15 protein-coding genes are annotated in these 26,364 nt (G+C 42.3%); 13 read left to right on the top strand and 2 right to left on the bottom strand.

Going from position 1 to position 26,364, the window contains the following annotated elements:
* The first annotated feature begins 222 nt into the window (after window positions 1-222).
* From JMX95_RS07970 to JMX95_RS07940, 7 genes are all read left to right on the top strand, one after another.
* Window positions 223-2,301 (top strand): flotillin family protein, encoded by a 2,079-nt coding sequence (locus JMX95_RS07970; RefSeq protein ID WP_201553113.1) that lies wholly within the window; start codon window positions 223-225, stop codon window positions 2,299-2,301.
* A gap of 392 nt (window positions 2,302-2,693) precedes the next feature.
* Entirely contained in the window at window positions 2,694-8,840 is a 6,147-nt protein-coding gene (locus tag JMX95_RS07965; protein WP_201560472.1) for a DNA repair ATPase, read from the top strand.
* 312 nt (window positions 8,841-9,152) lie between these two features.
* Complete coding sequence (locus JMX95_RS07960; protein WP_201553120.1) at window positions 9,153-9,323, top strand: DUF2256 domain-containing protein; 171 nt, start codon at window positions 9,153-9,155, stop codon at window positions 9,321-9,323.
* 51 nt (window positions 9,324-9,374) lie between these two features.
* Window positions 9,375-9,521, top strand: coding sequence for a DUF2256 domain-containing protein (locus tag JMX95_RS07955; protein WP_201553123.1), 147 nt, complete (start codon window positions 9,375-9,377; stop codon window positions 9,519-9,521).
* A gap of 40 nt (window positions 9,522-9,561) precedes the next feature.
* Window positions 9,562-11,376 carry an ATP-dependent nuclease gene (locus JMX95_RS07950; RefSeq protein WP_201553126.1) on the top strand — a complete coding sequence of 605 codons (1,815 nt, stop codon included), beginning with the start codon at window positions 9,562-9,564 and terminating at the stop codon, window positions 11,374-11,376.
* Window positions 11,360-11,971, top strand: coding sequence for a UvrD-helicase domain-containing protein (locus tag JMX95_RS07945; protein WP_201553129.1), 612 nt, complete (start codon window positions 11,360-11,362; stop codon window positions 11,969-11,971). The genes JMX95_RS07950 and JMX95_RS07945 overlap by 17 nt, the downstream gene beginning before the upstream one ends.
* Before the next feature lie 20 nt (window positions 11,972-11,991).
* Window positions 11,992-13,317: a UvrD-helicase domain-containing protein gene (locus JMX95_RS07940; protein WP_201560470.1), complete on the top strand. Its 1,326-nt coding sequence runs from the start codon at window positions 11,992-11,994 to the stop codon at window positions 13,315-13,317.
* Window positions 13,318-13,413: 96 nt separating this feature from the next.
* Here JMX95_RS07940 and metH read toward each other — a convergent pair whose 3' ends face one another.
* Window positions 13,414-17,202 (bottom strand): methionine synthase, encoded by a 3,789-nt coding sequence (metH, locus tag JMX95_RS07935; protein WP_201560468.1) that lies wholly within the window; start codon window positions 17,200-17,202, stop codon window positions 13,414-13,416.
* Window positions 17,203-17,774: 572 nt separating this feature from the next.
* Here metH and JMX95_RS07930 point away from each other — a divergent pair.
* The 3 genes from JMX95_RS07930 to JMX95_RS07920 all read left to right on the top strand — a co-directional run bounded on the left by JMX95_RS07930 (window position 17,775) and on the right by JMX95_RS07920 (window position 20,425).
* Window positions 17,775-18,329 (top strand): fasciclin domain-containing protein, encoded by a 555-nt coding sequence (locus JMX95_RS07930; RefSeq protein ID WP_201560467.1) that lies wholly within the window; start codon window positions 17,775-17,777, stop codon window positions 18,327-18,329.
* A gap of 356 nt (window positions 18,330-18,685) precedes the next feature.
* Entirely contained in the window at window positions 18,686-19,636 is a 951-nt protein-coding gene (locus tag JMX95_RS07925; RefSeq protein ID WP_201553174.1) for a fasciclin domain-containing protein, read from the top strand.
* A 183-nt stretch (window positions 19,637-19,819) separates the two neighbouring features.
* A complete protein-coding gene (locus tag JMX95_RS07920) occupies window positions 19,820-20,425 on the top strand; it encodes a fasciclin domain-containing protein (RefSeq protein ID WP_055125212.1) in 606 nt (201 codons plus the stop codon).
* Between the two features lie 357 nt (window positions 20,426-20,782).
* Here JMX95_RS07920 and JMX95_RS07915 read toward each other — a convergent pair whose 3' ends face one another.
* Window positions 20,783-22,330: an alanine/glycine:cation symporter family protein gene (locus JMX95_RS07915; RefSeq protein WP_055125213.1), complete on the bottom strand. Its 1,548-nt coding sequence runs from the start codon at window positions 22,328-22,330 to the stop codon at window positions 20,783-20,785.
* Between the two features lie 1,207 nt (window positions 22,331-23,537).
* Between JMX95_RS07915 and JMX95_RS07910 the strand changes: the two genes are divergently transcribed.
* The 3 genes from JMX95_RS07910 to JMX95_RS07900 all read left to right on the top strand — a co-directional run bounded on the left by JMX95_RS07910 (window position 23,538) and on the right by JMX95_RS07900 (window position 26,174).
* A complete protein-coding gene (locus JMX95_RS07910; protein WP_045456163.1) occupies window positions 23,538-24,170 on the top strand; it encodes a LemA family protein in 633 nt (210 codons plus the stop codon).
* Window positions 24,171-24,432: 262 nt separating this feature from the next.
* A complete protein-coding gene (locus JMX95_RS07905; RefSeq protein WP_201560465.1) occupies window positions 24,433-25,575 on the top strand; it encodes a TPM domain-containing protein in 1,143 nt (380 codons plus the stop codon).
* Window positions 25,576-25,649: 74 nt separating this feature from the next.
* The gene (locus JMX95_RS07900; RefSeq protein WP_201560464.1) at window positions 25,650-26,174 is read left to right on the top strand and encodes a TPM domain-containing protein; all 525 of its coding nucleotides are present in this window, start codon (window positions 25,650-25,652) and stop codon (window positions 26,172-26,174) included.
* Window positions 26,175-26,364: the final 190 nt, after the last annotated feature.

The raw sequence follows: 26,364 nt of genomic DNA, 5'->3' as shown, positions 1-26,364 counted from the left end.
AGTAATTGATTGTCAGAAATAGCAAGTTTTTAGAAATAGCACGAATCGTTTTAAATTTGGTTATAGTCGGTTCAATGTAGTTCAGATATCAGAATGGTGCGTGACAGGGCTATAAAGCGCATATGCTATAAACAGTGCTATAAATAGTAGAGTTAGCAGGCTTGATAGAGTATTTGATTTATATTGAATGGATTATGGAATGTTTTAATTAAAGGAATGGATATGGACACACTCATTATCGTCGGCGTGGTTGTAGTGCTGGCGTTTGTTTTTATGATGGTCGCACTATTGATGCTCAAGGCCTTTTACTTTAAGGTCGAGCAGGGCAAAGCACTCATTATTAACGGTGTGAGTAAAATTGCCGTACGTTTTGATGGTGGTTTTGTTTGGCCAGTCATCAACAAAAAAGAATTGATGCGCATATCGCTCATCACGTTAGAAGTGGACAGACGCGGTAAAGAAGGTTTGATTTGCGCAGACAACATGCGTGCTGATATCACCGTAGCATTTTATTTACGTGTCAATGAAACCGAAGAAGATGTGCTAAAAGTTGCTAAATCGGTTGGGGTTGAACGCGCATCAGATAAAGTCGCTGTTAATGAGCTGTTTAATGCTAAGTTCTCTGAAGCCTTAAAAACAGTTGGTAAGCAGATTGATTTCGTCAAACTGTTTGAAAACCGCAGCGAGTTTCGTGACAGCATCGTTCAAGAAATTGGTAACGATCTGAATGGCTATGTCTTAGAAGATGTGGCGATTGATTATTTAGAGCAAACGCCAAAAGCGTCATTAGATTCAAGCAATATCTTAGATGCTGAAGGTATCAAAAAGATTACTCAATTAACGGCTTTCCAAAACGTCATCACAAATGAGCTTGAGCGTGATGAAGAGTTGGCGGTTAAGAAAAAGAATGTCGAAACCAGAGAGGCAATGCTAGAGCTAGAGCGTCAGCAAGCCGATGCCGAAGCTAAACAGCAACGTGAAATCTCGTCAGTGATTGCACGAGAAACAGCTGAAACCCGCAAGATTGAAGAAGAAGAGCGTAAAAAGTCTGAAACGGCTGTTATCTCGGTTGAGCAGGATTTGGCCATTCAGCGTGAGAATCAGCAGCGTGAAATCGAAGTAGCAGGACAAAATCGTCTGCGTGCGGTCGTCATCGAAGAAGAAAAAGTCACGCGTGCCCGTGATTTAGAAATTGTCTCTCGTGAGCGTGAAGTTGACTTGCAACGTATCGAGGCTGAACGCGCGATTGAGCTTGAGAAAAAAGAAATCGCCAACGTCATTCGTGAACGTATCGCAGTGGACAAAACCGTTGCGCAAGAAGAAGAGCGTATCAAAGAAGTTCGCGAAATTAGCGAAGCGGAGCGTTCTAAGCAAACACGTGTCCTAGCAGCAGAAGCCGATGCGGAAGAAATCAAAGTACGTCAGGTGAAAAAAGCCGAAGCAGAAGAGCTATCTGCCAAGCACAAAGCCGTCGAAATCACCACACTTGCCGCTGCGAATCTTGAAGCATCCGCCAAAGATTCAGAAGCCAAAATTAAGATGGCCGAAGGTACCAAAGCAGAAGAGTCAGCACATGGCTTTGCTGAAGCAGCTATCCAAGAAGTCAAAGCGGCTTCTTTGGAAAAAGAAGGTATTGCGAAAGCCAATGTTATCAAAGCGACTGGACAAGCTGAAGCGCAATCAGATCGTGAAAAAGGCATGGCAGATGCTGAGGTTATCGCGGCTCGTGGCGAATCTAAGGCAAAAGCTGAACGTGATATCGGTATGGTCGATGCAGAAATCATCGCCGCTCGCGGTGAATCTACCGCCAGAGCTGAGCGTGAAAAAGGCATGGCAGATGCTCAAGTTATCGCGGCTCGCGGTGAGTCAAATGCCAAAGCAGAACGTGAAGTTGGATTGGCAAAAGCCGAAGTTACTCGTGCGCATTTCCAAGCCGAAGCAGATGGTCTGGTCGAGAAATTCAATGCCATGGGTAGCATGAGTAAAGAAGCACGTGAGCACGAAGAGTTCCGCATGAGCCTTGAGACGGCCTTGCAAGAAGCGCTTGCCTCAATTGATGCTGGTAAAGAGATTGCGAAAGAAAATGCTGAAGTATTGGCTGTGGCGTTACAGAAAGCCAAAATCGATATTGTTGGCGGCGAAGCGCATTTCTTTGACAACTTTGCCAAGTCACTGTCTATCGGTAAAGCCATCGATGGCCTAGCAGGTAAGTCAGACACCTTGAGCGGTATCATCAATGGTGTGATGGCCAGTCAAGCTATGAAATCAAACCAGACAAATGATGATAAAACGACTTATTAATAAGGTCTAAAGGACTAGCCTTAATGAGGTAAGTATTAGTGAGCAAGTTTTTATCTAACAGTGTGAATGAGTAATATTTTCTAAAATAAAGAATCTGTCGTTTAGGCGGCAGATTTTTTTGCTAACTCAGGGTGATTCGGAACGACGAATCATGATGAGTTGGTTAATCTAAAAAAACAGCAGTGACCACTCGTTTTTTTAGATTAGCCAAGTGCTTCTTTACTTTTAATGATTCTTTATTGCCCAAAATTCTCTTATAGTGGATTCAGTTTAAAAGAGGGTCAAGGCAACCGAGTGCAGATGTATATGTGATACTTCAAGCGAGGTTAATGCTGTAGCTCTTTTATAAAGGATTGACTATATTATGTAAAAACAAAAACGGACGAGCAACGATGGCGGATACGCAAACTTCAAAGAACTCAGATAGCAACGATAATAATAGCGCTAATCAAGCTAACCGAACCGATCAGGCAGTTGCTTCAGGCAATGCTTATGAGCTCATCAAAAAACGTCTAACGGAGCAAGGCAGCCGTTTAGAGCAACAGACTGCTACGCTCAATAATGCACGTCTTGAAGAGTTTGGTAGCACCCAAATGCAAGTCATTGCCCGTACTCGTATTCGTACCGAGTACAACTGTGTGGCGCAAGACATGGTGCAGGTCGGTGATTATTTACTGTTTGGCTACAACGTTTTTATGGGGCTCAAACGCGCGAGTAATATTAAGGACGTATTGTCGTTATATCGTCTGAACGAGCCAGTTGGTAATGAAGAAGAGTATCAGCTTGAAGAGGTTGACTTAAAAGGCACTTTTTTGGCTCAAGATGCCTTTGTCCAAGACTTCAATGAGCTGTATCGATACTACAAGCAAACGCGCCTGATTCAAATAACAGTTAAAGACAGCAAATTACTGTTGGCGTTTCAGATTGGCGAGCGTATCACCGATATTCGAGTGTTCCGTTTTGCGCTAGATTTTAGCCAAGGTACGCCAGAGTCGGCGCAAGTCGCCTATGTGGACAATCGAGGCGAGCGTGATATTGAGCTGCCGCCTGCTTATGATTTTGACTGGATTGAGACCACACGCGATCAAATGGTGAATGGTAAATATCCGCATATGAATATCTTAGACACGATATTTGTGGAAACGGTCGGTGGCGATCTGACCATCAAGATTGAGGACAATACGCAGTCAGGGCAAGGTATTTATAGCGAACCTGTCAATGACCGTACCCAGTCGCTGACCGATGCTGAGATTGCGTATGCCAAAGTGGGCAGTCTAATACTGCTTAAGATATTGCCTTATCGTGAAGAGGACTACCGTTATTTCGTTTATAACACTTTGACCGAAGCGGTGCTGCGATTGGATGCGATTGGTCAATCATGTGTCCAGCTACCAGAAGACCACGGCATCATGTTTCCGGGTGGTTATTATCTACAGACGGGTGAGTATAAGCTGTTTGAGGCCAATAACGTTGGTGCTACTGACTTACGGTTTAAGCGTAAAATTATCTCGCCAAATGGGGAAGATGTTTTATTCTTATTTTACGACAGAGACTTGGGTGTCACGGGGCTGTTCCCTTATAACCTGATTAAAAAGCAATTGGCAAATCCTATTTATTGCAACGGTATGGCTTTGGCAGAGAATGGCCGCTTGGTGCTGTTTAGTGACCAAAGTGAGCCGTCTCGTATTCACCCAATGCAAATCTGGCACACGCCTTATGCCTCACACGAGTATGTGAGTGAGCTGCCAGAGAGCACGAGTTTTTATGGCAAGATTGGCAATAAAGAACTGGTGCGCGGTATCTCAGACCTTTATAGCATTACTCGCCTGATTGATAATCAAAGCGTATCACAGAAGCTCTATGAAGAGCTTACCAATAATACCAGCAGACTCTTTGACAGCTATTATTGGTTGTCTGAGCCTGAGCTGAGCGAAGTCGCTAGTAGTATTAAAGAAGTGACGGCCACGGCTGAGCTGGTTATTGATGAGTTCGCCAAAGTACAAAGTATCCAGAAGCAAACCCAAACCGCACTAGCCGATGCTGATACGCAGCAAAGTGAGATTTTGCGGCAGATACGCGTCACTAGTTTTGAGTCTGCCAGTGATTATGTCGATCAGCTGTCAGCGTTAAGACACCAAAAAGGCCGTTTGGTCAGCTTGGAAGATTTGCGTTATTTAGATGCTGATAAGCTACAAGCATTACAGACACAGTTAGAAGAAGCAGAAAGCGAGCTCGCTGAAAAGACCGTGCTGTTCTTAAGTGGCGAAGAAGCACTTTCGAGTTACGAAGGCATATTGGTCGATGTCAGTGAGCGTTTAAACACCGCTGAAACCAATGCCGAGCTAAAACCTGTATTAGAAAAAATTGACGAGACGGCGCAAGGGTTAGATTTATTAACCGAGTTACTAGGCACATTAGATGTAGCTGATGCCACGGTACGTACGCAAATTATCGATGATATATCGACTATTTATGCGAGCTTGAACCAGAGTAAAGCCAAGCTCAATCACAAACGCAAAAATTTAGGCTCAGCGGAGGCCGTGGCGCAATTTGGCGCGCAATTTAAGCTATTTGGTCAATCGATTGCCAACGCCTTATCCATTGCCAACACCCCTGAAAAATCAGACGAGCAAATGGCAAAATTGTTGGTACAGCTAGAAGAGTTAGAGAGCCAATTCGCTGATCCAGAGACCAACAGCGGCGATCAGTTTTTAGCCGACATCATCAGCAAGCGTGAAGAGATTTACGAGACCTTTGAAAATCATAAGCAGCAATTGCTCGATGCTCGCAACCGTAAAGCGCAAAACTTAGGTGATGGTGCGCTGCGAATGCTTGAAAGTATTAAAAAACGCACGCAAAGTACTGGTGTCACAGGCTTTACAGAGGAAGAGGCGTTAAATACGTATTTTGCGGCTGATGGTTTGGTACAAAAAGTCCGCAACATCGCAAAAGAGCTGCAAGCGATGGGCTTTAGCGTAAAAGCCGATGACATCGATGCGCGCTTAAAAGCCATTCAAATCGAGAGTTATAAGAGCTTAAAAGATAAGTCGGATTTGTTTGAAGATGGTGGTCAGATCATCAAACTGGGTAAGCACCGCTTTTCAGTTAATACTCAGCCACTTGATTTGACTTTATTGAGTCGTCAGCAGTCAGATGGCAAGCGTGTGCTGAATTTGCATCTAACGGGTACCGACTATTATGAAGTGCTTAATAATGCTGAGCTAAACGCCTTGCGCCCGTATTGGGATATGAATATTGCCTCCGAGTCTGATACCGTTTACCGCGCGGAGTACTTAGCCTATAGCATTATCGAAAGTGCCAAGAACAGCCAAGAAGGTTTGACCGAAGCGCGTCTATATCAAGCATACGATGCGACGGTTATTACTCTCGATATTAATGGCGATATTGATAATGACAGCCCCTTGTCCAAACTGGTCAAAGCTTACGCCACCCCTCGCTATCAGCTCGGCTATGACAAAGGCATTCATGACCATGATGCCACGCTATTACTGATGCAAATATTACCGACTCTACGTGAGGCAGGACTGCTGATTTATACCCCTCAAGTACGGGCATTGGCGCAGCTATTTTATTGGCAGCTCAATATCGTTCAAGCATTGGGCTTAGACAGCTTACGCCAATTCGGTTATGACGCTTGGTTAAATGAATCCGTGCTGACGCGCGCGAGCAACTGGACGGATAGAGCCGCGACCGCAGAGCAACTACGCCGTGCATTGGGTAGTGATACGGCTAAGTCTTTACTAGTCGAGGACATGAGCCAAGTGATGCGTCATTTTGTTATGGCTCATAATGATGACAGTGCTAGCGTTGATAAAGAGGATAGCGTTGATAACGGCGCTAACATCTTCAAACCAAGCTATGTCCAACTTGCCTGTGAGTATCTCGTTAGCGTGATGGGGCAGTCGGTTGAAACCAGTGCAGGCGCAAACAGCACAGTAAACTGGCAAACCAGCCAACAAGCGCAGCAGTTGTGTGAGCAGCTAAGCCAAACGCTAAATAGTGCTTCAGGTAGTATGCAAGCGACGGCCAGTTTTGATCAACTACAGTCTTCTATTAGCAAGCTTGGATTCCAACCCAAATCAGCCTATGAGCTGTTGTCAACTTGGTTTCATGCATTGCTTGAGAAAACTTACGGTGGTACCGAATCGGCTAACGTAGCGACTGATGGCACCAATGAAGCAGGCGAAGCACTCAGCGAAGCTCAGCTGGCCGAGATTGAAGCACAAAACGCGCTACGCAAGCAGCATTTAGAAAGTGGCCGTCATTATGTGCCGGAGGCGATAGCCGTTTTACTTACTCAATTGAACGATGCCCAACGTGAAGCTTTGGTGCAGCGATTGATTGATTCAGGTGCTACTTTTGATAAAGGATTGGGTGTTAAAGGGCTAGGCAATCAGGGACTAAGCAGTACCGGCGCAAATGCCACACCATCGGCTTTGTCATTTTCATCAATTACCTCGTCAACGCCTTCATTGACCAGTATTAACAACCCGCTCAACCAAGTGCAAAGCTTTGAGCGTAGCACGGGTAAGGTGTCGCTTGAGATACAAGTCAATAATTTGCTAGGTGAGCATACGCGTATCCATCAGCAGACCTTAACCTTTGCCGTTGATGACTTCTTAAATCGTCTGCATCATCATGATACCCAAGTCATTCCTGCCTATAGACGTTATCTAGCCATGCGCTCAGAGATTTTGCATGATTCAAAAGAGACGTTGCGACTGGACGAGTTTATGCCGCGTCCATTGTCTTCATTTGTACGTAACCGTCTGATTAATGAGAGCTATCTACCACTCATCGGTGATAACCTTGCCAAACAGATGGGTACGGTCGGTGAAGATAAGCGTACCGATTTGATGGGTATTCTCATGATGATATCGCCACCAGGGTATGGTAAAACCACCTTGATGGAGTATGTGGCAAACCGTCTCGGCTTAATTTTTATGAAGATTAACTGTCCGTCACTTGGTCATGACGTCACCTCATTAGATCCAGAAAAAGCGCCCAATGCCACCGCACGAGAAGAGCTGAATAAAATCAATTTGGCCTTTGAGATGGGCAATAATGTCATGCTTTATCTCGATGACATTCAGCATACACATGCGGAATTTTTGCAGAAGTTTATCTCATTGGGTGATGGTACACGCCGTATCGATGGCGTCTGGCAAGGTAAAACCAAAACCTATGACATGCGTGGCAAAAAGTTCTGCGTGGTCATGGCGGGTAACCCGTATACTGAGAGCGGCGAAGCCTTCAAAGTGCCAGACATGCTCGCCAACCGTGCCGATATCTACAACTTAGGCGATATCATGAGCGGCATGGAAGAAGTGTTTGCGCTCAGTTATATCGAAAACTCGCTCACTTCTAACACCGTTCTCGCGCCACTGGCCAACCGCGACCTAGCGGATGTTCATCGTCTCATCAAAATGGCGAAAGCGGACAATGCCAACCTTGCCCAAGCTCAAAGCGGTGATTTGACGTATCCGTATAGCACTTCAGAGATTAATGAGATTGTCGCGATCTTGCGTCATATGTTTATGGTGCAAGAAGTCATTCTGGATGTTAACCAAGCGTATATTGCTTCCGCCTCTCAAGACGATAAGTACCGCGTTGAGCCGATATTTAAGCTGCAAGGCAGTTATCGTAATATGAATAAGATGACCGAAAAGCTGTCGGCGGTCATGAATAAGAGTGAGCTGAACCAGCTGATAGACGATCACTATTTGGGAGAGTCACAGCTACTGACCCAAGGCGCAGAGAGCAATCTGCTCAAGCTTGGCGAGATGCGCGGTGTGTTGACCGAAGCAGAAATGCAGCGTTGGACGCAAATCAAAGCAGACTTTTTACGTAATAAAGCCATGGGCGGTGAAGATGGCGATACGGGCGCGCGTATCGTTGCCCAGTTGGTCGACTTGGCCAGTGGCTTCAATGCCATCAGTAGCCAGTTTGAGACATACTTAACGAAAAATGATCCTGAGCAAATTGCTCGCTTACGAGAAGCAGGACAGCAAGCGCAACTCGATGCCCAGTTAAACGGTCAATTAGAAGCACAGAAAATCCTTGCCGATAGCGTGATCAATAATGCCAAAGTTGTCAGCGATAGTATCGATAATGGCTTTGAGAAAAGTCTGAATCAATTGATGCAAATATATAAGCATGATCACAATGCTGAAAAGGTAGAAGGCGAGTATCTTAAGCAAAACCAAGAGGTGCAAAAAGCGCTGATGGTGCAGCTGGTCGATGCCGTTGAAGAGCTGGCACAGAAAATGGCCAATAGCCTGTCTAATAGTCTAACTGAAAGCCTGATTAAAAATGAAGAGCATCAAACCGTAGATAGCGATGCGCCTGATATCACTCAGCAGACCGCGCTTATAGCAAACGCATTAAAAGAAGCGCTTGCACCGCTGACGATGCGTATGGATGAGAAATTACTTATTGATAGCAGTACCGATCAATCAGGCAAGCTCATCGTTAATAGTCTCAACAGACTTAATAAAATCTTTGATGATTATGACTAATTACTACTGATTAATAGCTGACGATTAGTCACTACTGGTTAACAGCTATGATTGATGGCTAACGATTAAGCGTTAATGCTTAATTATTAACGCTCATGAGCCATGCTGATGACTTGCACTTATGAACATCACTTATGAATAGCACTATAAATAGGGCTTATGATTAAGAGACAGTGGTAATATAGTCGGCAACAGCTACTTTGGATACAATGACGGCGAGTAAAGTTGCTACAAACAGTAGGTTGAGCAAGCCTAACACCGTATCCGATGATAGTGAATCGACTATAGATTAAACAAACCAATGAGAAAGTTATGGCGCACAAAAAGAAGAACGTCCGCAAAAAACTCTGCCCTGTCTGCGAGCGCGAGTTTAGTTGGACTAAGAAGCTGGATAAAAACTGGGAGAGCATGGTCTATTGCTCCGACCAATGCCGACGGGTGAAAAAGTATGAAGGGCTGGGTCATCAAAAAGAAGCTAGGTAGGCAGTAAACATTAACCATAGATATGAGACATACGGAACAAGGGAGCAGACGATGGCACATAAAAAGGTAAACCTACCGCAAAAAACCTGCCCCGTCTGTCAGCGCCCGTTTACGTGGCGTAAAAAATGGGAGAAGGATTGGGAGCAGGTGATTTATTGTTCGGAGCGGTGTCGGCGGGGTAAGGGTAAAGTAGAATAAACAGAACATTGAACAATTTTAATATACATCAGGGACGAGTATGCATCTATCAAATATAAAGTTATGGAATTATCGTAAATTTGGTTCAAAAACTTTTGAACTTTCTAAGCCAAGTCTCAATCTTGAATTTACCAAAGGGCTTAATGTTATTATTGGTGAAAATGATTCAGGTAAGACTGCAATTGTCGATGCTATTAAACTGGTCTTAAAAACGCACAGTTATGATTACATTCGAGTGGAAGATGAAGATTTTTTCCAAGACTCTTTAAGATTCAGGATTGAGCTTAAGTTTTCAAATTTATTAGACGAAGAAGCTGCACATTTCACAGAGTGGTTGGGTTGGGATACAGACAATGGTGGAAAAGTAACTCCGTATCTAAAACTTATATATGACGTTCGCCGAATAAAAGAGAGAGTGCTACCTTCTGATGTTAGAGCAGGCGCAGATGATGAGGGTTATCCATTAACAGCCGAAGCAAGAGATTACTTGAAAGCTACTTATTTAAAACCATTGAGAGACGCTAAAAACGAGTTAGTAGCAAAGAGAAACTCCCGATTAGCTCAAGTCCTTTTAGGAGATGTGGCATTTAAAGGAAAAGAAGACAACCATGAATTACTCAGTTTGTTCAAACAACTTAACAGTAGTATGACTGAATATTTTGAAGGTAATTTGCAAGTCAATAGTCCTGTGCCCACTAGTAGTTCAACAGTTCCGCAAGATGGTAAAAAAATAAAAGACAATATCGATAAGTATGTACAGAACTTTTACGGTGCACATGCTGAAACCGAGTTTTTCGCAAGTGAGAATACTTTAAAAAGCATTCTCGAAAAATTGACCCTTGGGCTTAAAAATGAAATTAATCTTGGTTTAGGAACGCTAAATCGTCTATTTATGGCGACTGAATTATTACATTTGAATAAGCAAAACTGGACAGGTTTACGTCTTGGTTTGATTGAGGAATTAGAAGCTCATCTTCATCCTCAGGCTCAAATGCAAGTAGTAGAATACTTACAGAAACAAGATGATATTCAACTGATTCTTACTTCTCATAGTCCTAATTTAGTATCTAAACTCAAATTGCAAAATCTTATTGTTTGTTATGGCGGAAACGCTTTTCCTATGGGAAGTAATCACACTAAGCTCGAAAAAGATAATTATAAATTTTTAGAGAAGTTTCTAGATACAACAAAAGCTAATTTATTTTTTGCAAAAGGAGTTATTTTTGTTGAAGGTTGGTCTGAGGAAATATTACTACCTAGCCTTGCTAAGCTTATAGGTATAGACCTAACAGCGCAGGGTATTTCAATTGTTAATATTGGGAATATCGGTTTTGAACACTATATTCGTATATATTTACGCGAAAATGAACCACATATGAAAATACCTGTTGCCGTGGTTACTGATCTTGATATACAGGTCTATGAAAGAACTGAAAATAATTTTAATAAATTAGATGAAAAATTGATCGAGTCTCAGATTATAACTAAAAAGACCGAAATGGAAGATAAGAATAGAAATAATATTAAATATTTCATTGCACCATCATGGACTCTAGAATATTCGTTATTGAAATCGACAACCTTAAAGAAAGAGTTTAAACAAACGCTGAAAGATTCCCACACAAAAACTAATTGGGATAATGACTATGAATTAGAGCTTGCAAGAAAGCTTATTAATGGTGGACTGCATAAAACAGATGTTGCTTGTAGATTAGCTAGTGTAATAGATGAAGATTTGGATAAAATCGAAAGTGAACGTGAAATTGAACTAGATCAAAACGATGATTACATAGGATATTTACTTGATGCCATCCGCTATGTAGCAGGAGTAAGCGATAATGCTGATAACGGATGAAGATATAAATTACGCAGAAAAGCTATTACTAGTAGATGGTCAGTCTTTCGATGAAGAACGTAGAGACTTTATCAAAAATATGCAAACGATAGACTTGCAAGCAGTCCCTGGAAGTGGGAAAACAACTGCATTACTAGCTAAGTTAGTAATACTAGAAACTAAGTTACCGCTTGAAGGTGGTGTTGGTATATTGGTGTTGTCCCATACAAATGCTGCTATTGATGAAATTAAACATCGAATTCAAAGCTATTGTCCAAAATTATTCGCTTACCCTAATTTCATAGGTACGATCCAAAGTTTTGTGGATACGTTTTTAGCAATTCCTTATTATAGTAATATATTTAAAAGAAAAATAAGTAGATTAGACAATGAGATATATGAAGAGTTTGCTTTAAGAAGATATTCCAAACTAAAAAATATAAATTATAGTACTTTTAATTGGTTAAAGAGAAAGAATGATCCGGAGAAATATTTTTTAAATCTTAGGTTTGATAAAGATTTAAATTTAGTTGAAGGTTTGCATGGAAATGTATGTCTACAAAATAAGAATGAAAAAGTTCCCAATCTTATCTGTGCCTTAGAGATATTAAAATAGATATTCTTAGGTCAGGCTGTTTGCATTTTGATGATGCCTACATAATTGCAGAAGACGCAATTATGTCGACTGGAATATTAGAAATACTCCAAAAGCGCTTTCCTTTCGTCTTTGTTGATGAAATGCAGGATATGGGACAACACCAATACGAGCTAATAGAGAAATTATTTCATCGAAATAATTGTGACTGTATCTTACAGAGAGTTGGAGACATAAATCAAGCTATATACAATTTGGGAAAATCAGATGCTAACTCTATATGGCAACAAAGAGAACCAACGTTACCTTTAGCAAACAGCCATAGACTTAGTCCAAATATTTCAAATATAGTTAATCGTTTAGCTGTAAACGCTGTTGATTATGCGGTTCAGGGTAATAATCACAGTGCACTCCTAAGGCCTCATATTCTATGTTTTAATAATGAGACTATAAAGAAGGTTATTCCTTTTTTCTCACGTTTGGTGCATCAATATTATAACGAGGAAAAGTTGCCCAACTTTGGTAGAAAGCCTATTAAGGCAATTGCATGGAGTGTCAATTGGAAAGAAGATGAAGCAAGTCGGAATGATATTTCTAGGTTAAGATTAGAAGATTATTTTACTTCATTTGATGTTAATACGAATAGTCCAAAAATTGACTATAAGTGCCTAAAAGAGTATCTGACCCATCATCTAAAAGATACGAATACTCTAGCACCTATCAGAAAAAATATATTGAACGCTTTTATCAAAATACTAAGAATAGAAAATATAAAAGATAATAGTCCAAATAACTCAATGTTTTATACAAAACGTAAATTACTTAACAAGATAAAAGATGAAAACGAAGAGCTTTATGCTAAATTTAAGCTTAAGCTTTACCAGTGGTCTGTTGGCGTGGTCAAAGGTGATATTGATGATGTATTGGTAAACATACAGTCTTTTGTCCCAGAGCTATTAGAGTTTTTTGAATGTTCGGTTAATAAGTGTCAGCGATTCATTACAGATGAAGATATTAGAGAGGTTGAAGGTATTGAAATTATAGCGCAATCGAATAGTTATTATGAAGATGGATTTGAAATCGATATTACAAGTGTGCATTCTGCAAAGGGACAAACCCATTGTGCCACTTTATATCTAGAGTCTTACTATCACGGCTATGAAGCTAAAAAGCTTAAAAATTTTTTCCTTGGGGGAGAAATAGATTTAAGTAAGAGTAGGCAGGTTGAGGCATCTAAAATGATGTATGTAGGTTTTTCACGCCCAATGGATTTGCTATGTTTCGCTGTTCATGAAGATAGATTAAATGATTTGAGAGAAAGTCTTGGAAACGACTGGGAAATTATTAATATGTTTAGCGAGAGCTAGAATTAGATATACATATTTGTTATTTTGCTAGTCTATCATTTAAAAAAGCGGGCTTTCAAATAGAAGCCCGCTTTTCTGTTGTTTAATAAAACACTCCTACAAATTCGGATTTAACCACTTCTCAGCAGTCTTCATATCCCAGCCTTTACGCTCAGCATAACTCTCTAACTGATCACAGCTTATTTTGCCGACGTTGAAATACTCACTGTCAGGATGCGAGTAATAGAATCCGCTGACTGATGACGCAGGCCACATTGCATAGCTCTCGGTCAAGGTCGTACCAATAGCATCTACCGTACCCAGCCAATCAAACAATTTGCCTTTTTCGGTATGCTCAGGGCAAGCAGGGTAGCCAGGCGCAGGGCGGATGCCGACGTATTTTTCTTTGATCATCTCGTCATTGGTGAGTGATTCAGTTGGTTGATAGCCCCAGTATTCTTTACGGATTAGCTCATGTAAATGCTCGGCAAACGCTTCTGCTAAGCGATCAGACAATGCCTGTACCATGATGGCATTATAGTCATCACCTGCTGCTTTGTACTTTTCAGCCAGTGCTTCTGTACCGACGATGGAGACGGTAAAGCCGCCCAAGTGATCGGTGTAAGTGTCCGATGGCGAGATGAAATCCGCCAAGCTAAAGTTTGGCTTGCCACTGGCTTTATCGCTTTGTTGACGTAAGTGCTCGAATTGATATTCTGCTGCACCACCTTCACTCGCATTGTCATAGACAGTGACGGTATCGGCACCCGTACGGCGCGCTGGCATGAGTTTAAACACCCCTTTGGCGACGATTAATTTTTCATCAATCATCTTTTGCATCAGCTCATTGGCATTATCGAACAAATCGCGTGCCGCTTCGCCCACCACATCGTCTTGCAATATCTTCGGATACTTACCGACCAGTCCCCAAGAGATAAAGAATGGTGTCCAGTCGATATATGGCAGTAGGTTAGTGATAGGGTAGTCATCCAATATCACTTGGCCTAACTTATTAGGCACAGGTGGCACATAGTTTTCCCAATCATACTGAAAACCAATTTTGACCGATTCCGCATACGTGACCTTCGCCGCTTTTGGTTGACGCTTAGCAAGGCGTTCACGTACTTTGACATACTCTTCGCGAGTTTCATCGATAAGCGCTTGACGGTATTCTTTGGAGAGCAGTTTAGTGACTACACCGACTGAGCGTGAGGCATCAGATACATAGATGACGGCATCATTTTGGTATTGTGGCTCGACTTTGACCGCGGTATGCGCTTTGGAGGTCGTTGCACCGCCAATTATCAAAGGTAGCGTCATGCCGCGCTCTTGCATTTGTTTGGCGACATAGACCATCTCATCGAGACTTGGGGTAATCAGACCTGATAGGCCAATGATATCGACTTCTTCTGCGATAGCGGTATCGAGGATTTTTTCACACGGCACCATGACGCCTAGATCGACGATGTCATAGCCGTTACAGCCCAGCACCACGCCGACGATGTTTTTACCGATATCATGGACATCGCCTTTGACGGTCGCCATGAGGATTTTGCCTTTCTTTTCACCCTCGACTTTTTCTGCTTCGATATACGGATTTAGCCATGCAACGGATTGTTTCATCACTCGCGCAGATTTCACCACTTGTGGTAAAAACATTTTACCGGCACCAAATAAGTCGCCGACGATGTTCATCCCGTCCATCAATGGCCCTTCGATGACTTCTAGCGGCTTGGGGTATTTCTCCCATGCTTCTTTGGTATCGGCCTCTATAAAGGTAGTGATGCCTTTGACCAGTGCATGGGCGATGCGTTCTTCTACCGTGCCTTCGCGCCAGCTCATATCAACGGTGCTGTCTTTTTTCTTGCCACCGTTTTGGTAGTTTTCAGCCACAGTCATCAGACGTTCGGTGGCGTCTTGACCGCTCTCACCTTGGTTGCGGTTGAGCATCACATCTTCGATAGCGTCGCGTGCTTCCTTTGGAATATCATCATACAGCTCAAGCATGGCAGGGTTGACGATACCCATCGTCAGACCATTCTGAATCGCATGATAGAGGAATACGGAGTTGATGGCTTCACGGATAGGGTTACCACGGAAACTAAACGACACGTTAGAGACACCACCCGATACCATCGCATTGGGCAAGTTATCGGTAATCCATTTGGTGGCGTTGATAAAGTCCGCACCATAATTATTGTGCTCAGTGATACCAGTGGCAACGGCAAAAATGTTCGGGTCAAAAATAATGTCTTCTGATGGGAAACCAACTTCATTGACCAACACATCATAGCTGCGCTGACAAATCTGAATCTTACGCTCGTAAGTATCGGCTTGACCGTCTTCATCAAATGCCATGACGATAACGGCGGCACCGTAGCGCATACAGAGCTTGGCACGCTCAACGAATTCAGTATGACCTTCTTTTAATGAGATAGAGTTGACAACGGACTTGCCTTGGATACGCTTAAGACCTTCTTCGATGATGTCCCATTTAGACGAGTCAATCATCAGCGGTACGCGGCTGATATCAGGTTCACCAGACACCAAGTTGACGAAATGAATCATCGCTTGCTTGGAGTCGAGCATGCCCTCATCCATATTGATATCGACGATTTGCGCGCCGCCTTCGACCTGATCTCGCGCCACATCGAGTGCTTCGGTATAGGCTTCGGTTTTGATCAAGCGTAAAAACTTTTTAGAGCCTGTCACGTTGGTACGTTCACCCACGTTGACAAACAAGCTATCAGAATTAATAGTAAATGGCTCAAGACCTGACAAACGGCAGGCAGGTGGGATATCTGGAATGACGCGCGGTGGATAATTTGCCACCATTTTAGCGATTTGGCGGATATGCTCAGGCGTCGTACCACAACAGCCACCAACGATGTTTAATATACCCGCTTTGGCAAAACCTTCGAGTAGGGCAGCAGTTTGTTCGGCTGTTTCATCATATTCACCAAACTCGTTGGGCAGACCTGCGTTCGGATGCGCTGACACATAGGTATTAGCAATGTTCGACAGCGTTTGGATATGCGGACGCAGTGCATCAGCGCCTAATGCGCAGTTAAAGCCAACCGATAATGGCTTGGCATGGCGGATTGAGTTATAAAATGCTTCGGCGGTTTGACCTGATAGCGTTCGACCTGAGGCATCGGTAATGGTGCCCGAAATCATAATTGGTAATTCAAAACCAATATCATCAAACACGCCAGTAATGGCAAAGATTGCGGCTTTGGCATTGAGCGTATCAAATATTGTTTCGATGAGGATGAGATCAACACCACCTTCTATCAGGCATAAGGTCGCTTCACGGTAATTTAGTACCAATTCGTCAAAGGTAATGTTACGAAAAGCTGGGTCATTGACGTCCGGTGATAGCGAGCACGTGCGTGAAGTTGGCCCCACAACACCAGCGACAAAACGCGGTTTCTCAGGTGTTTTTGCCGTAAATTCATCCGCCGCTTGACGGGCAATCTTGGCTGCTGTCTTATTCAGCTCAGGCACTAGATACTGCATATCGTAGTCAGCCATCGACAGACGCGTACCGTTAAAGGTATTGGTCTCGATGATATCGGCACCAGCTAGCAGATGATCGTGATGAATGTCTTTAATCATGTGCGGCTGTGTCAGTACCAATAAATCATTGTTACCGCGTACGTCTTGATTGATATCGGCAAAACGCTCACCACGATAATCTGCTTCTTCTAATTTATAGGTCTGAATCTGTGTACCCATCGCCCCATCTAACATCAAGATGCGTGATGTCATTTGCTCGGTGATACGTGTACGTGCCGTCAGTTGCTGCTCTTTATAAGGAAACACGGCAGGTGGCGTTAAAATAAAGTCATCAGCGGATGATGGACTAGAAGTAGGATCAGATTGAGAAGTCATCGTTTGAGTCATAGGAGCGCTGCTTATATCGTCAATGTTATAAAAGGGGAAGTAATAAGAATAAGAATAAGAATAAGAAATAGCGTGCAACATTCATAAAAGGCGTGGGCAAATCCGCATTATTCTAGCATGAAAATCATAGCTCACGTGGGACAGTACTTATTCCTCTTTGGCAATATGCTAGACAAAAAATCTGCCTGTTGATTGAGGGAGCATGATGTTCAAAGTTTATGGCATTAAGCGATTAGGAACAAATGAATATCATTTCGCTTAAAGATTACATAAAGCTTTGTTTCTATAAATGAAAGCACAACGATTGTGCTTAAAAGTCAGACAGAGTTTACACCTGTACTACAAAAAGTTGCGTAAAGAGGAATTGATAAAGCTTGGTTATATGTTAATTTAATTTCAGAAGGATTGATGTTTCATAAGCAAAACTTACTAGTAAATGTTAATAGTTGTATTAGTGACATCTAACATTTACCACTATTATTAGCGCTAGTATTTGCTATAAGGGAAGACGATCTAATCTGCAAGACAGTTATAGAACAGTCAATAAATACTCAATCATTAAGGATAATGTTATGAAGCTTACTAAAATTGCTACCATCGGTACATTAGCACTCTCAATCGCTAGTTTAAGCGCTTGTAATAATATGATGCCAAGCAAAAGCGCAGCGATGAAAGCACCTATGCACAGTCAATCTATGGCAAAAATGAATGTGGTACAAGTTGCCCAAAGTAATCCTGACTTCTCGCTACTGGTCGAAGCCGTCGTAGCGGCAGATTTGGCGGGTGCTTTGTCTAACCCGAATGCAAACTATACAATATTTGCGCCGACCAATGCCGCATTTGTACAAGTCCTGCAAGAAACAGGCATGAGCAAAGCACAACTATTTACCAACAAGCCACTATTGACTAAGATTTTAGGCTATCACGTGATTAACGGTGCTGCGCCAGTATATGCGAAAGACGTTAAACCGGGCAATATTACTATGTTCAGTAAAGATACTCTGATGGTCACCAATCAGGGCAAATTGATGGATGAAAATGGTCGTACTACCAATATCATAAAAACCGATATTGCTGCTAATAATGGCGTAGTACATGTTATTGATAGAGTATTACTGCCCAAATAAGATTGATCTCAAAATTTCAGTTAAAGAATTATATCCCTATTACTTTGTATGATGAAGCTGGTATGAGTACCAGCTACCGTCTTTGATGACATGATTGTTAAATACACGCTATTTTAATTGCCAACTATTTTAGATGAAGCTTTTCTAAATGAAATTGCTGGTATTTAGAATGTTTGAGATATTTTTTAAGCGTGTCATCATTATTGTTTAACACTACGACAATAAACGACAGTCATCTTTGTTTCTTGTTGAAAGCTTTGATCCTTTAACAATTTCAATCATTCGACTTCAATCATTCGACGGATGCTACTGACAAAGTAGATGGTTCATCTGGACTCATACATAAGGATATACTCATGCTAAAAAGAACCCTATTATCTCTGGCGCTTGCCATGACCATTTTGCCGCTAGCCGCTTGTAATGACGACGACAATGATTTTTCAGTTGTTGTAGAAGCGCCAACACAAAATATTGCAGAAATTGCTGCTGAAAATAAAGATTTAACCATTCTTAACGCTGCGTTAAAGGCATCTGGACTTGATAAAGTTTTGATGTCATCAGAGGACGAATTTACTGTATTTGCACCTACTGATGCTGCATTTGCTGAATTATTGGAAGAGCTCGATGTGACATCAGAAGAGTTATTGGCTGACAAAGAGCTATTAACCATGGTCTTAACTTATCATGTTATTCCCAATATGACAGTCAAAGCTGCTGACATTCCTTATGGCGACAGTATCGAAACAGTCAATGGTCAAGCGTTCTCTATTAGTGATGCCAATGTCATTATGGATGCAAGTGGGGATACCTCTGAAATTATCAAAACAGATGTATTGGCCACTAATGGCGTCATTCACCTCATTGACGACGTATTGCTACCTACTGATAAGTCTATAGTCGATCTAGCCGTTGCCACAGAGGATCTCAGTATCCTCAAAGAAGCGGTAGTAGCAGCAGGATTGGCTGATGCCCTCGCTGATGAAGACGCTGACTTTACCGTCTTTGCACCAAACAATGCCGCTTTTGCTAAATTATTAGCTGAACTTGATATAAGTAAAGAACAGCTATTACAAGATAAGCCGCTGTTGACGAAAGTGCTCACCTATCATGTGATTGAAGACGACCGCGTCTTTGCCTCTGAAATTATGGCAGGCAGTCAAGAGATGCTGGAAGGCAGCAGCATCACATTTGACGATAAAAAACAAATTACCGATGGGAGAAATCGTACCTCTAATATCGTGACCGCGAATATACAAGCGAACAATGGAGTTGTACACGTGATCGATACAGTGTTGCTACCTAAGTAAGCATTAATCCGAAATTAATCAGTTAAAATTATAGTTATTGGTATAGCAGAGGCGACATTATTACTATTGTTTAGTTGCTATCATTTGCAACAGATAAGTGGTTCGCTGTTATATACATTAACTGGGTTAAGTTATTTGTCAAACAAGTCACTTAACAGACCATCCCTTTATAAGGAAATACTTATGTTGAAGAAAAACTTACTTTCTATTGCTGTCGTTACAGCTGCCATGTCGTTAGCCGCTTGTAATGATAAAGAAGCAGCTACTGATCCTGTTGAGCCTGAAGTGACTACTGAAGAAGTGGTTGTAGAGCCCGTTGCCGAAGTTGAGCCAATGACTGAAGCTGATCCAATGGCCGATACTGCTGCAACGCAAAGCATTGCTGAAATCGCAGCTGGCAACGAAAATCTAACGATTCTAACGGCTGCATTACAAGCTGCTGGCTTAGATACAATGATGATGGATGCTGGGACTTATACGGTATTTGCACCAACTGATGATGCATTTGCTCCTGTGTTAGAGAAGCTAGGCGTTACTAAAGAAGAGCTATTAGCCGATACAGATCTACTGAAAAAAGTACTTCCGTATCACGTAGTACCTATGGTCGTTATGGCAGCTGACATTCCTTATGGTACTGATGTTGCTACTGTAAATGGTGCTACTATCAATATTAGTGATGCTAATGTTATCACTGATGCGACTGGTAACACGGCTAATATTACTGGTACAGATATCATGGCAACGAACGGTGTGGTTCACACTATCGATGCAGTATTGATGCCTGAGTAAGTTGGTTCTATAGTCTCTTTATTTATGATTAATTAATTATTTAAATAATAACGTCGAAGAAGCCTAGCTATTGAGCTGGGCTTTTTGCATTTGGGGGATACCTAATGTTTACCATAGCATTGATATAAGTCAGTTGCATGAAAACGGTTCAATGTAGTGGAGAGTAAGATAAACAGCCTCTCATTGGTTCACACTAATGCAAGTTTAAAGAGTAATGATGACTTATGTAAGATATCTATTGAAGGCTTATGAATGCAAAGGTTTGAAACAAAAAAGCCCGAAACCATTGTTTCGGGCTTTTGTTTTGGAGGTTTGAATAATAATCATGTTAAAGAATAATAGCTACGTTATAGAATATTACTTATGCTCTTTACGTAGTGGATCTGCTGCCATTCTTTGTTGCTCTTTTAGATGACGCTCTTCCCAATAAGGGGCGTTTTTGATGCCGAATTTTGCAGGATCAAAACTGTAGCGCTCAACACCTGCTTTACGCTGTGCTTCATAGTCTTTTAGCATAGTAAGCGTTGGACGAGCCACAATGAAGATGACCAAAATACCAACGATGTTCAACCAAGCCATAAGCCCAACACCAATATCACCAATAGCCCAAATGTAGCCAGCTGAGTTTAGGCCGCCGTAAGCAACCATCACCATGATTAAGATTTTGACTAAGAATAGACCAGTCTTGTTGGCACTGCGACCAACAAAGCGCGTTAGATAAGCAACGTTCACTTCAGCGATGTAGTAGTAAGCCAAGATAGTGGTAAAGGCAAAGAAGAAGACAGCAATAGCGATAAAGGTATTACCAAAACCACCATAAACAGATTCCATCGCCATTTGCGTGAATGCAGGGGCGTTGATTTCAGTGGTAGCAGCGACATTCTGTACGATGAACTGACCGTCTGGTAATGTTCCTTGAATGTTATAAGTACCCATGGTTAGGATCATGAAGGCAGTAGCAGAACATACTAATAGGGTATCGACATATACTGAGAATGCCTGAACCAAACCCTGCTGTGATGGATGCTCAACTTCAGCAGCAGCAGCAGCATGAGGACCTGTACCTTGACCTGCTTCATTTGAGTAAATACCACGTTTTACGCCCCAACCAATCGCTGCACCAAAACCTGCTTGAGCAGTAAAGGCATCGCTAACGATTAGACCGAATACTTGTGGAATCATATCAAAGTTAGTAAACATGATGATCAGTGCAAGAACGATATAGCCCAATGCCATAAAAGGAACGGCATACTCGGTAAACGTTGCGATACGCTTGATACCACCAAAAATGATAATACCTAATACCACAAGGATAATGGCTAAGGCTACTAGACGCATTGAGCCAACTTCTAAGGCGCCAATGCTCATAACAGACCCTTCGCCCATTACCTGTGCGAAAGCATTGATAACGCCGTTTGCCTGTACACCTGGTAAAAATATACCACAAGCGAGGATAGATGAGATTGCAAAGAGGATGCCATACCATTTTTGGCCAAGTGCGCGCTCAAAATAGTAAGCTGGGCCACCGCGATATTCGCCAGTGATGACATCTTTTTCTTTGTAAATCTGTGCGAGCGTAGACTCAACATAAGCAGTAGATGCACCTAAGAAGGCCACGACCCACATCCAAAATACGGCACCTGGGCCACCGAAGCCGATAGCCGCAGCTACCCCAGCGATGTTACCCATACCCACGCGTCCTGCGAGTGATACGGCAAGTGCCTGAAATGATGAAATACCTTGATCACTAGATTTACCAGTAAAGAGTAACTTGATCATTTCACCGAACAGACGCACTTGTACGAAGCGCGTCATAATGGAATAAAATAGGCCCGCGCCCAAGCACAGATAGATCAGTGCGGGGCTCCAGATAATTCCGTTTACTAAGTTAACTAAACCTTCCATATGTATATTCCTAGTACTGTCTCAAAGTGGCTCTGTATGCTAGGAGTAAGCTAACTGGTTAACTTACTTATTTAAGTTAAGCAGTTAAATTATCTACATCGACTCATGTATATCCGTTAAGTCTCATACGCGCTTAGCCACTAAGAATGGACTGTAGTTGTCTGTAGTTATCCGCTTGGTTTATCAGTAATATTGACAGTTTGCTTAAGCTTATTACCGACGATATGCGTATCAGCATAGTTGCAAGGCGTAAGCTGTCTCAATTACTGCGACATTTATCTTATCACTTAATATCTGAGATGAATGTTCAGTAGACCGGTGGATAAAACAGGCGGTTATAATATTAAATACTTATCATGCCGATAGCATTCAACTTTTTGTGAGCGGTATCGATTGACTACAGGGTTGGTGTGGCTGATTGAGACGATTAAGCGAATCTCTAATAACTGAGCAATATTTCACATAGAAATCAACAACTCGCTAATACTAATCAAGCCATAAGTCCACTACCAAATGTATTCAAACCGTACGGCTACGTAACTGCAATTTGCCATATTTTTGTAGTAATTACTAGAATTTTCTTTGTACAGAAGCATATATATTCATATTGAGTCAGGAAGATATGACTATAAATAAAGATAAAATATCGCACGTTTTGACCGTTGTTAGATGTCGAATCAATAGATAAAGCCACATCGACTACACAAAAACAGAGCGGTCATTCAGCGCTTATCTGTCACTCCTCTATACTGGACAAGGTATGGAGTAAAGATAATGCCAGTGGTTCGATGATATTTGTGAGGTAGATGTTATCAATGACAGGTAATAAAAACGAGCAATAGTCATGGGATAGCAGTGTGGTTTTGCGGTTGTGTTTTGGTAACGGCTAATTGTAAAAATACCGAGATAGCGCCATCATTGTGTAAGATATCTTATCCTATAGTTTCGTTTCGTTGATAAGACGAGACTCTAGTAGAGCGGCATACGATTGCTATCGTACTCATTAACTGCTGTTCTTATGTTTAGTGTGGCTTTAATATAAGTGATGTGCCTTTATTATAAAAAATTATAAAAAATATGCGGCTTCAATATAAATAGACATACATTTGCATGACCTCATGTATCAGCTTCAAAATACAAGCTTTAAAAAATTATTAAAAAAGTGTTACTGGTTATTTATTATTTACCATTATTAGGAGAAACAATGATGACTCGTCAATCAATTGTAAAACCCATATTGCTCGCAGCCGTGTTAGCGACGTCTACCGTCGGTCTAAGCGGTTGTGGCTACAACAACCTGCAAGCTCAAGATGAGCAAGTTACCGCGTCGTGGTCAGAAGTGGTGAACCAATATCAACGCCGCGCTGATTTGGTGCCAAACTTAGTCAAAGTCGTGCAGCAGTATGCTGAGCAAGAACAAGAAGTGTTTACTCAAGTAGCTGAGGCACGCTCTCGTGCTGGTAGTATTACGGTGACGCCAGAGGTACTGAATGATCCAGAAGCGATGGAGCGTTATGCAGCTGCACAGGAACAGATGACAGGTGCACTATCACGTTTGATGGCTGTCTCTGAACGTTATCCTGAGCTAAAGTCAGATGCTTTGTTCCAAGACTTACAAGCCCAGCTCGAAGGCACTGAAAACCGTATTGCCGTCGCTCGTAACCGTTATATTCAAGAAGTGCAAAGCTATAATACGACGGTGCGCCAGTTCCCAACCAACATTACAGCAAAAGTATTTGGTATGAATGCCAAGCCAAACTTTAGCGTGGCGAATGAAGACGCTATTTCAACCGCACCAAGTGTTGACTTCGGTGATGACAAGTCAGCGACAGCTGAGTAGGGGTGATTAAATAGAGATGAAAACAGAGCGGGATTTGCCGCTCTGTTTGTTTAATTTTTTATCGTTTAGCTCAGTTAGCCACTAGTTTGCTTAGCCACATTTTTAAAGGTATTGATGGATATGAATGCCTATTAAACTTAATACCAAATCCAAAAAGTACGATTAGCTATGTCAAATTTGGTTTCTTTGCTATGCTAGTTTTTGTGAATGGTATCACGTAGATTCACTCAGTACAGATGTCACTTGAGGTGGTATAGATTAGATGAACAATTCAAAAGCAATCCTATCAGTATTACTGTTCACACTCAGCATCAGTAGTGCGCCTGTGTTGTATGCTGCGCCTAATGAAGCCATTGATAGCACCTCAGACATGCAAAGTGGCTTGGTAGCGATTGCCAAAGCGGGCGAGTCTAGTGAAGCGATCAATGACGCTGTATTGGGTAATGATGCAATCAATGATGCCATTTTAGGTAATGAGGCGATCAACCCTAATGCGGCTAATAATGATGCCACAGTTGGGTCAACAGCCGCAAATCCTTCTCCTATACAGTCAAATGCACCCAGTGTCGATGCCGATAAACTCATATTAAATAATCCTGTGGTTGATCAGGCCAATATTCTAAATCCGCAAGAAAAACAGCGTCTAGAGGCGCAGCTTAGAAATATTTATCAGCAAGGTCTTGCCCAAGCAGCGGTGGTTATCGTGCCTACGACCCATGGTGTTCCTATCTTTGACTATGCTCTACAAGTAGCTGAGAAATGGCAGCTGGGCAATAAAGACATTGATGATGGCTTACTCATGGTAGTCGCCGTCAATGACCGTGATACGTACATTTTGACGGGTTATGGACTAGAGGGTGTTTTACCAGATGCTGCCGTCAATCGTATTATTCGTGAAGATATCACGCCGTTATTTAAGCAAAATAACTATGGCGCTGGGATAATAGCTGGCGTTGACGCGCTCAAAACGCGGCTGACTGCTGATCCTGAGGTATTGGCTCGTGCCGATGCGCAAGCAGCCGAGCGTAGTGCACAACAAGGTTCAGACGAGCTACCATCGCCCATATTTTTATTTATTATGGCGATGATATTTGGAAGCTTTATTACCAGTATTTTTGGTCGTGTATTTGGTTCTATTATTACTGCTGGTGGGTTTTTTGCGGGATCGTTAGCCTTAGGCGGTGGTTTTTTTATGACCGTTATCATGGCTATATTCTTATGGCTATTTTTGATTTCACGTGGCGGCGGTGGTGGTAAAGGTGGGTCTGGCGGCGGTCGTAGAGGCGGCGGCATGATATTCCTACCCGGTATGGGCGGCGGCTCTGGCGGTGGTGGTTTTGGCGGCGGCGGCTTCGGTGGTGGCGGCGGCGGTTTTGGCGGCGGCGGTGCTGGTGGCTCGTGGTAGACGCTTGGTAGATGCTTAAGTAAAAACAGATACTAAACGACCGTCAGCAATGACGTATTTGAGGAAATAGTAAAATGTCAGAAAACAACGCGTCAAATCCCAGTTTTGCCCGCTGGTGGCGTCAAGTCTTATTTATTCCTATATTGCATAGTAAATGGTTAACAGCAGCAACCAAAGCACGTTTAACAGACGAGGTGACCCGTGCAGAGCGAGGGCATCGGGGTGAGGTGTTTTTGATTGTAGAAAACCATCTGCCGATTCAAGAGGCGTACTATATTGGCTGTCGCGAACGTGCGATTGAGCTGTTTAGTGAGTATCGAGTTTGGGATACTGAAGAGAATACGGGCGTCTTGGTGTATGTCAATATTTGCGAGCACCAGTTAGAGATCGTAGCTGATCGTGGTATCAGTGCTCATGTCAGCCCCACCGTTTGGCGGGCGATGTGTGATAAGGCTGTGTCAGGTATTGCCAATCAAAAAACCGAAGAAAGCCTTGCTGAATTGTTAGATGAAGTTGGGCAAGTGCTGCGTCAGTATTATCATTTGGAGCAGGATCCAGCGGGTAATGAGTTGTCTGATACTGTGGTGTTTCTGAAGTAACTTTGATGAGGGAATCTGATGGCTTGTTATTTTGCTAGCATCGTGTTCTTTTATGGGGTTTTGGCATCAATTACAATATAATAGCGCCTCTAGAAATCGAGGGTGACTGATATATTGCTCAAGCGTCTATACAGGCTTTGCATTTATAAAGGCACTTCTCAAAAGTACTCTACTACAAAAAGCCGTCACT

The organism is Psychrobacter sp. NC44 (assembly GCF_904846655.1).
Classification (GTDB): Bacteria; Pseudomonadota; Gammaproteobacteria; order Pseudomonadales; family Moraxellaceae; genus Psychrobacter.
This window is presented reverse-complemented; position numbering and strand designations above follow the sequence as displayed.

Bases quoted from the DNA above. Each gene is read 5' to 3' on its own strand.
- JMX95_RS07905 (WP_201560465.1), top strand. From the start codon at position 24,433: ATGAACAATTCAAAAGCAATCCTATCAGTATTACTGTTCACACTCAGC.
- JMX95_RS07965 (WP_201560472.1), top strand. From the start codon at position 2,694: ATGGCGGATACGCAAACTTCAAAGAACTCAGATAGCAACGATAATAAT.
- JMX95_RS07945 (WP_201553129.1), top strand. From the start codon at position 11,360: ATGCTGATAACGGATGAAGATATAAATTACGCAGAAAAGCTATTACTA.
- JMX95_RS07910 (WP_045456163.1), top strand. From the start codon at position 23,538: ATGACTCGTCAATCAATTGTAAAACCCATATTGCTCGCAGCCGTGTTA.
- JMX95_RS07915 (WP_055125213.1), bottom strand. From the start codon at position 22,330: ATGGAAGGTTTAGTTAACTTAGTAAACGGAATTATCTGGAGCCCCGCA.
- JMX95_RS07920 (WP_055125212.1), top strand. From the start codon at position 19,820: ATGTTGAAGAAAAACTTACTTTCTATTGCTGTCGTTACAGCTGCCATG.
- JMX95_RS07960 (WP_201553120.1), top strand. From the start codon at position 9,153: ATGGCGCACAAAAAGAAGAACGTCCGCAAAAAACTCTGCCCTGTCTGC.
- JMX95_RS07930 (WP_201560467.1), top strand. From the start codon at position 17,775: ATGAAGCTTACTAAAATTGCTACCATCGGTACATTAGCACTCTCAATC.
- JMX95_RS07900 (WP_201560464.1), top strand. From the start codon at position 25,650: ATGTCAGAAAACAACGCGTCAAATCCCAGTTTTGCCCGCTGGTGGCGT.
- JMX95_RS07955 (WP_201553123.1), top strand. From the start codon at position 9,375: ATGGCACATAAAAAGGTAAACCTACCGCAAAAAACCTGCCCCGTCTGT.
- JMX95_RS07925 (WP_201553174.1), top strand. From the start codon at position 18,686: ATGCTAAAAAGAACCCTATTATCTCTGGCGCTTGCCATGACCATTTTG.
- metH (WP_201560468.1), bottom strand. From the start codon at position 17,202: ATGACTCAAACGATGACTTCTCAATCTGATCCTACTTCTAGTCCATCA.
- JMX95_RS07970 (WP_201553113.1), top strand. From the start codon at position 223: ATGGACACACTCATTATCGTCGGCGTGGTTGTAGTGCTGGCGTTTGTT.
- JMX95_RS07950 (WP_201553126.1), top strand. From the start codon at position 9,562: ATGCATCTATCAAATATAAAGTTATGGAATTATCGTAAATTTGGTTCA.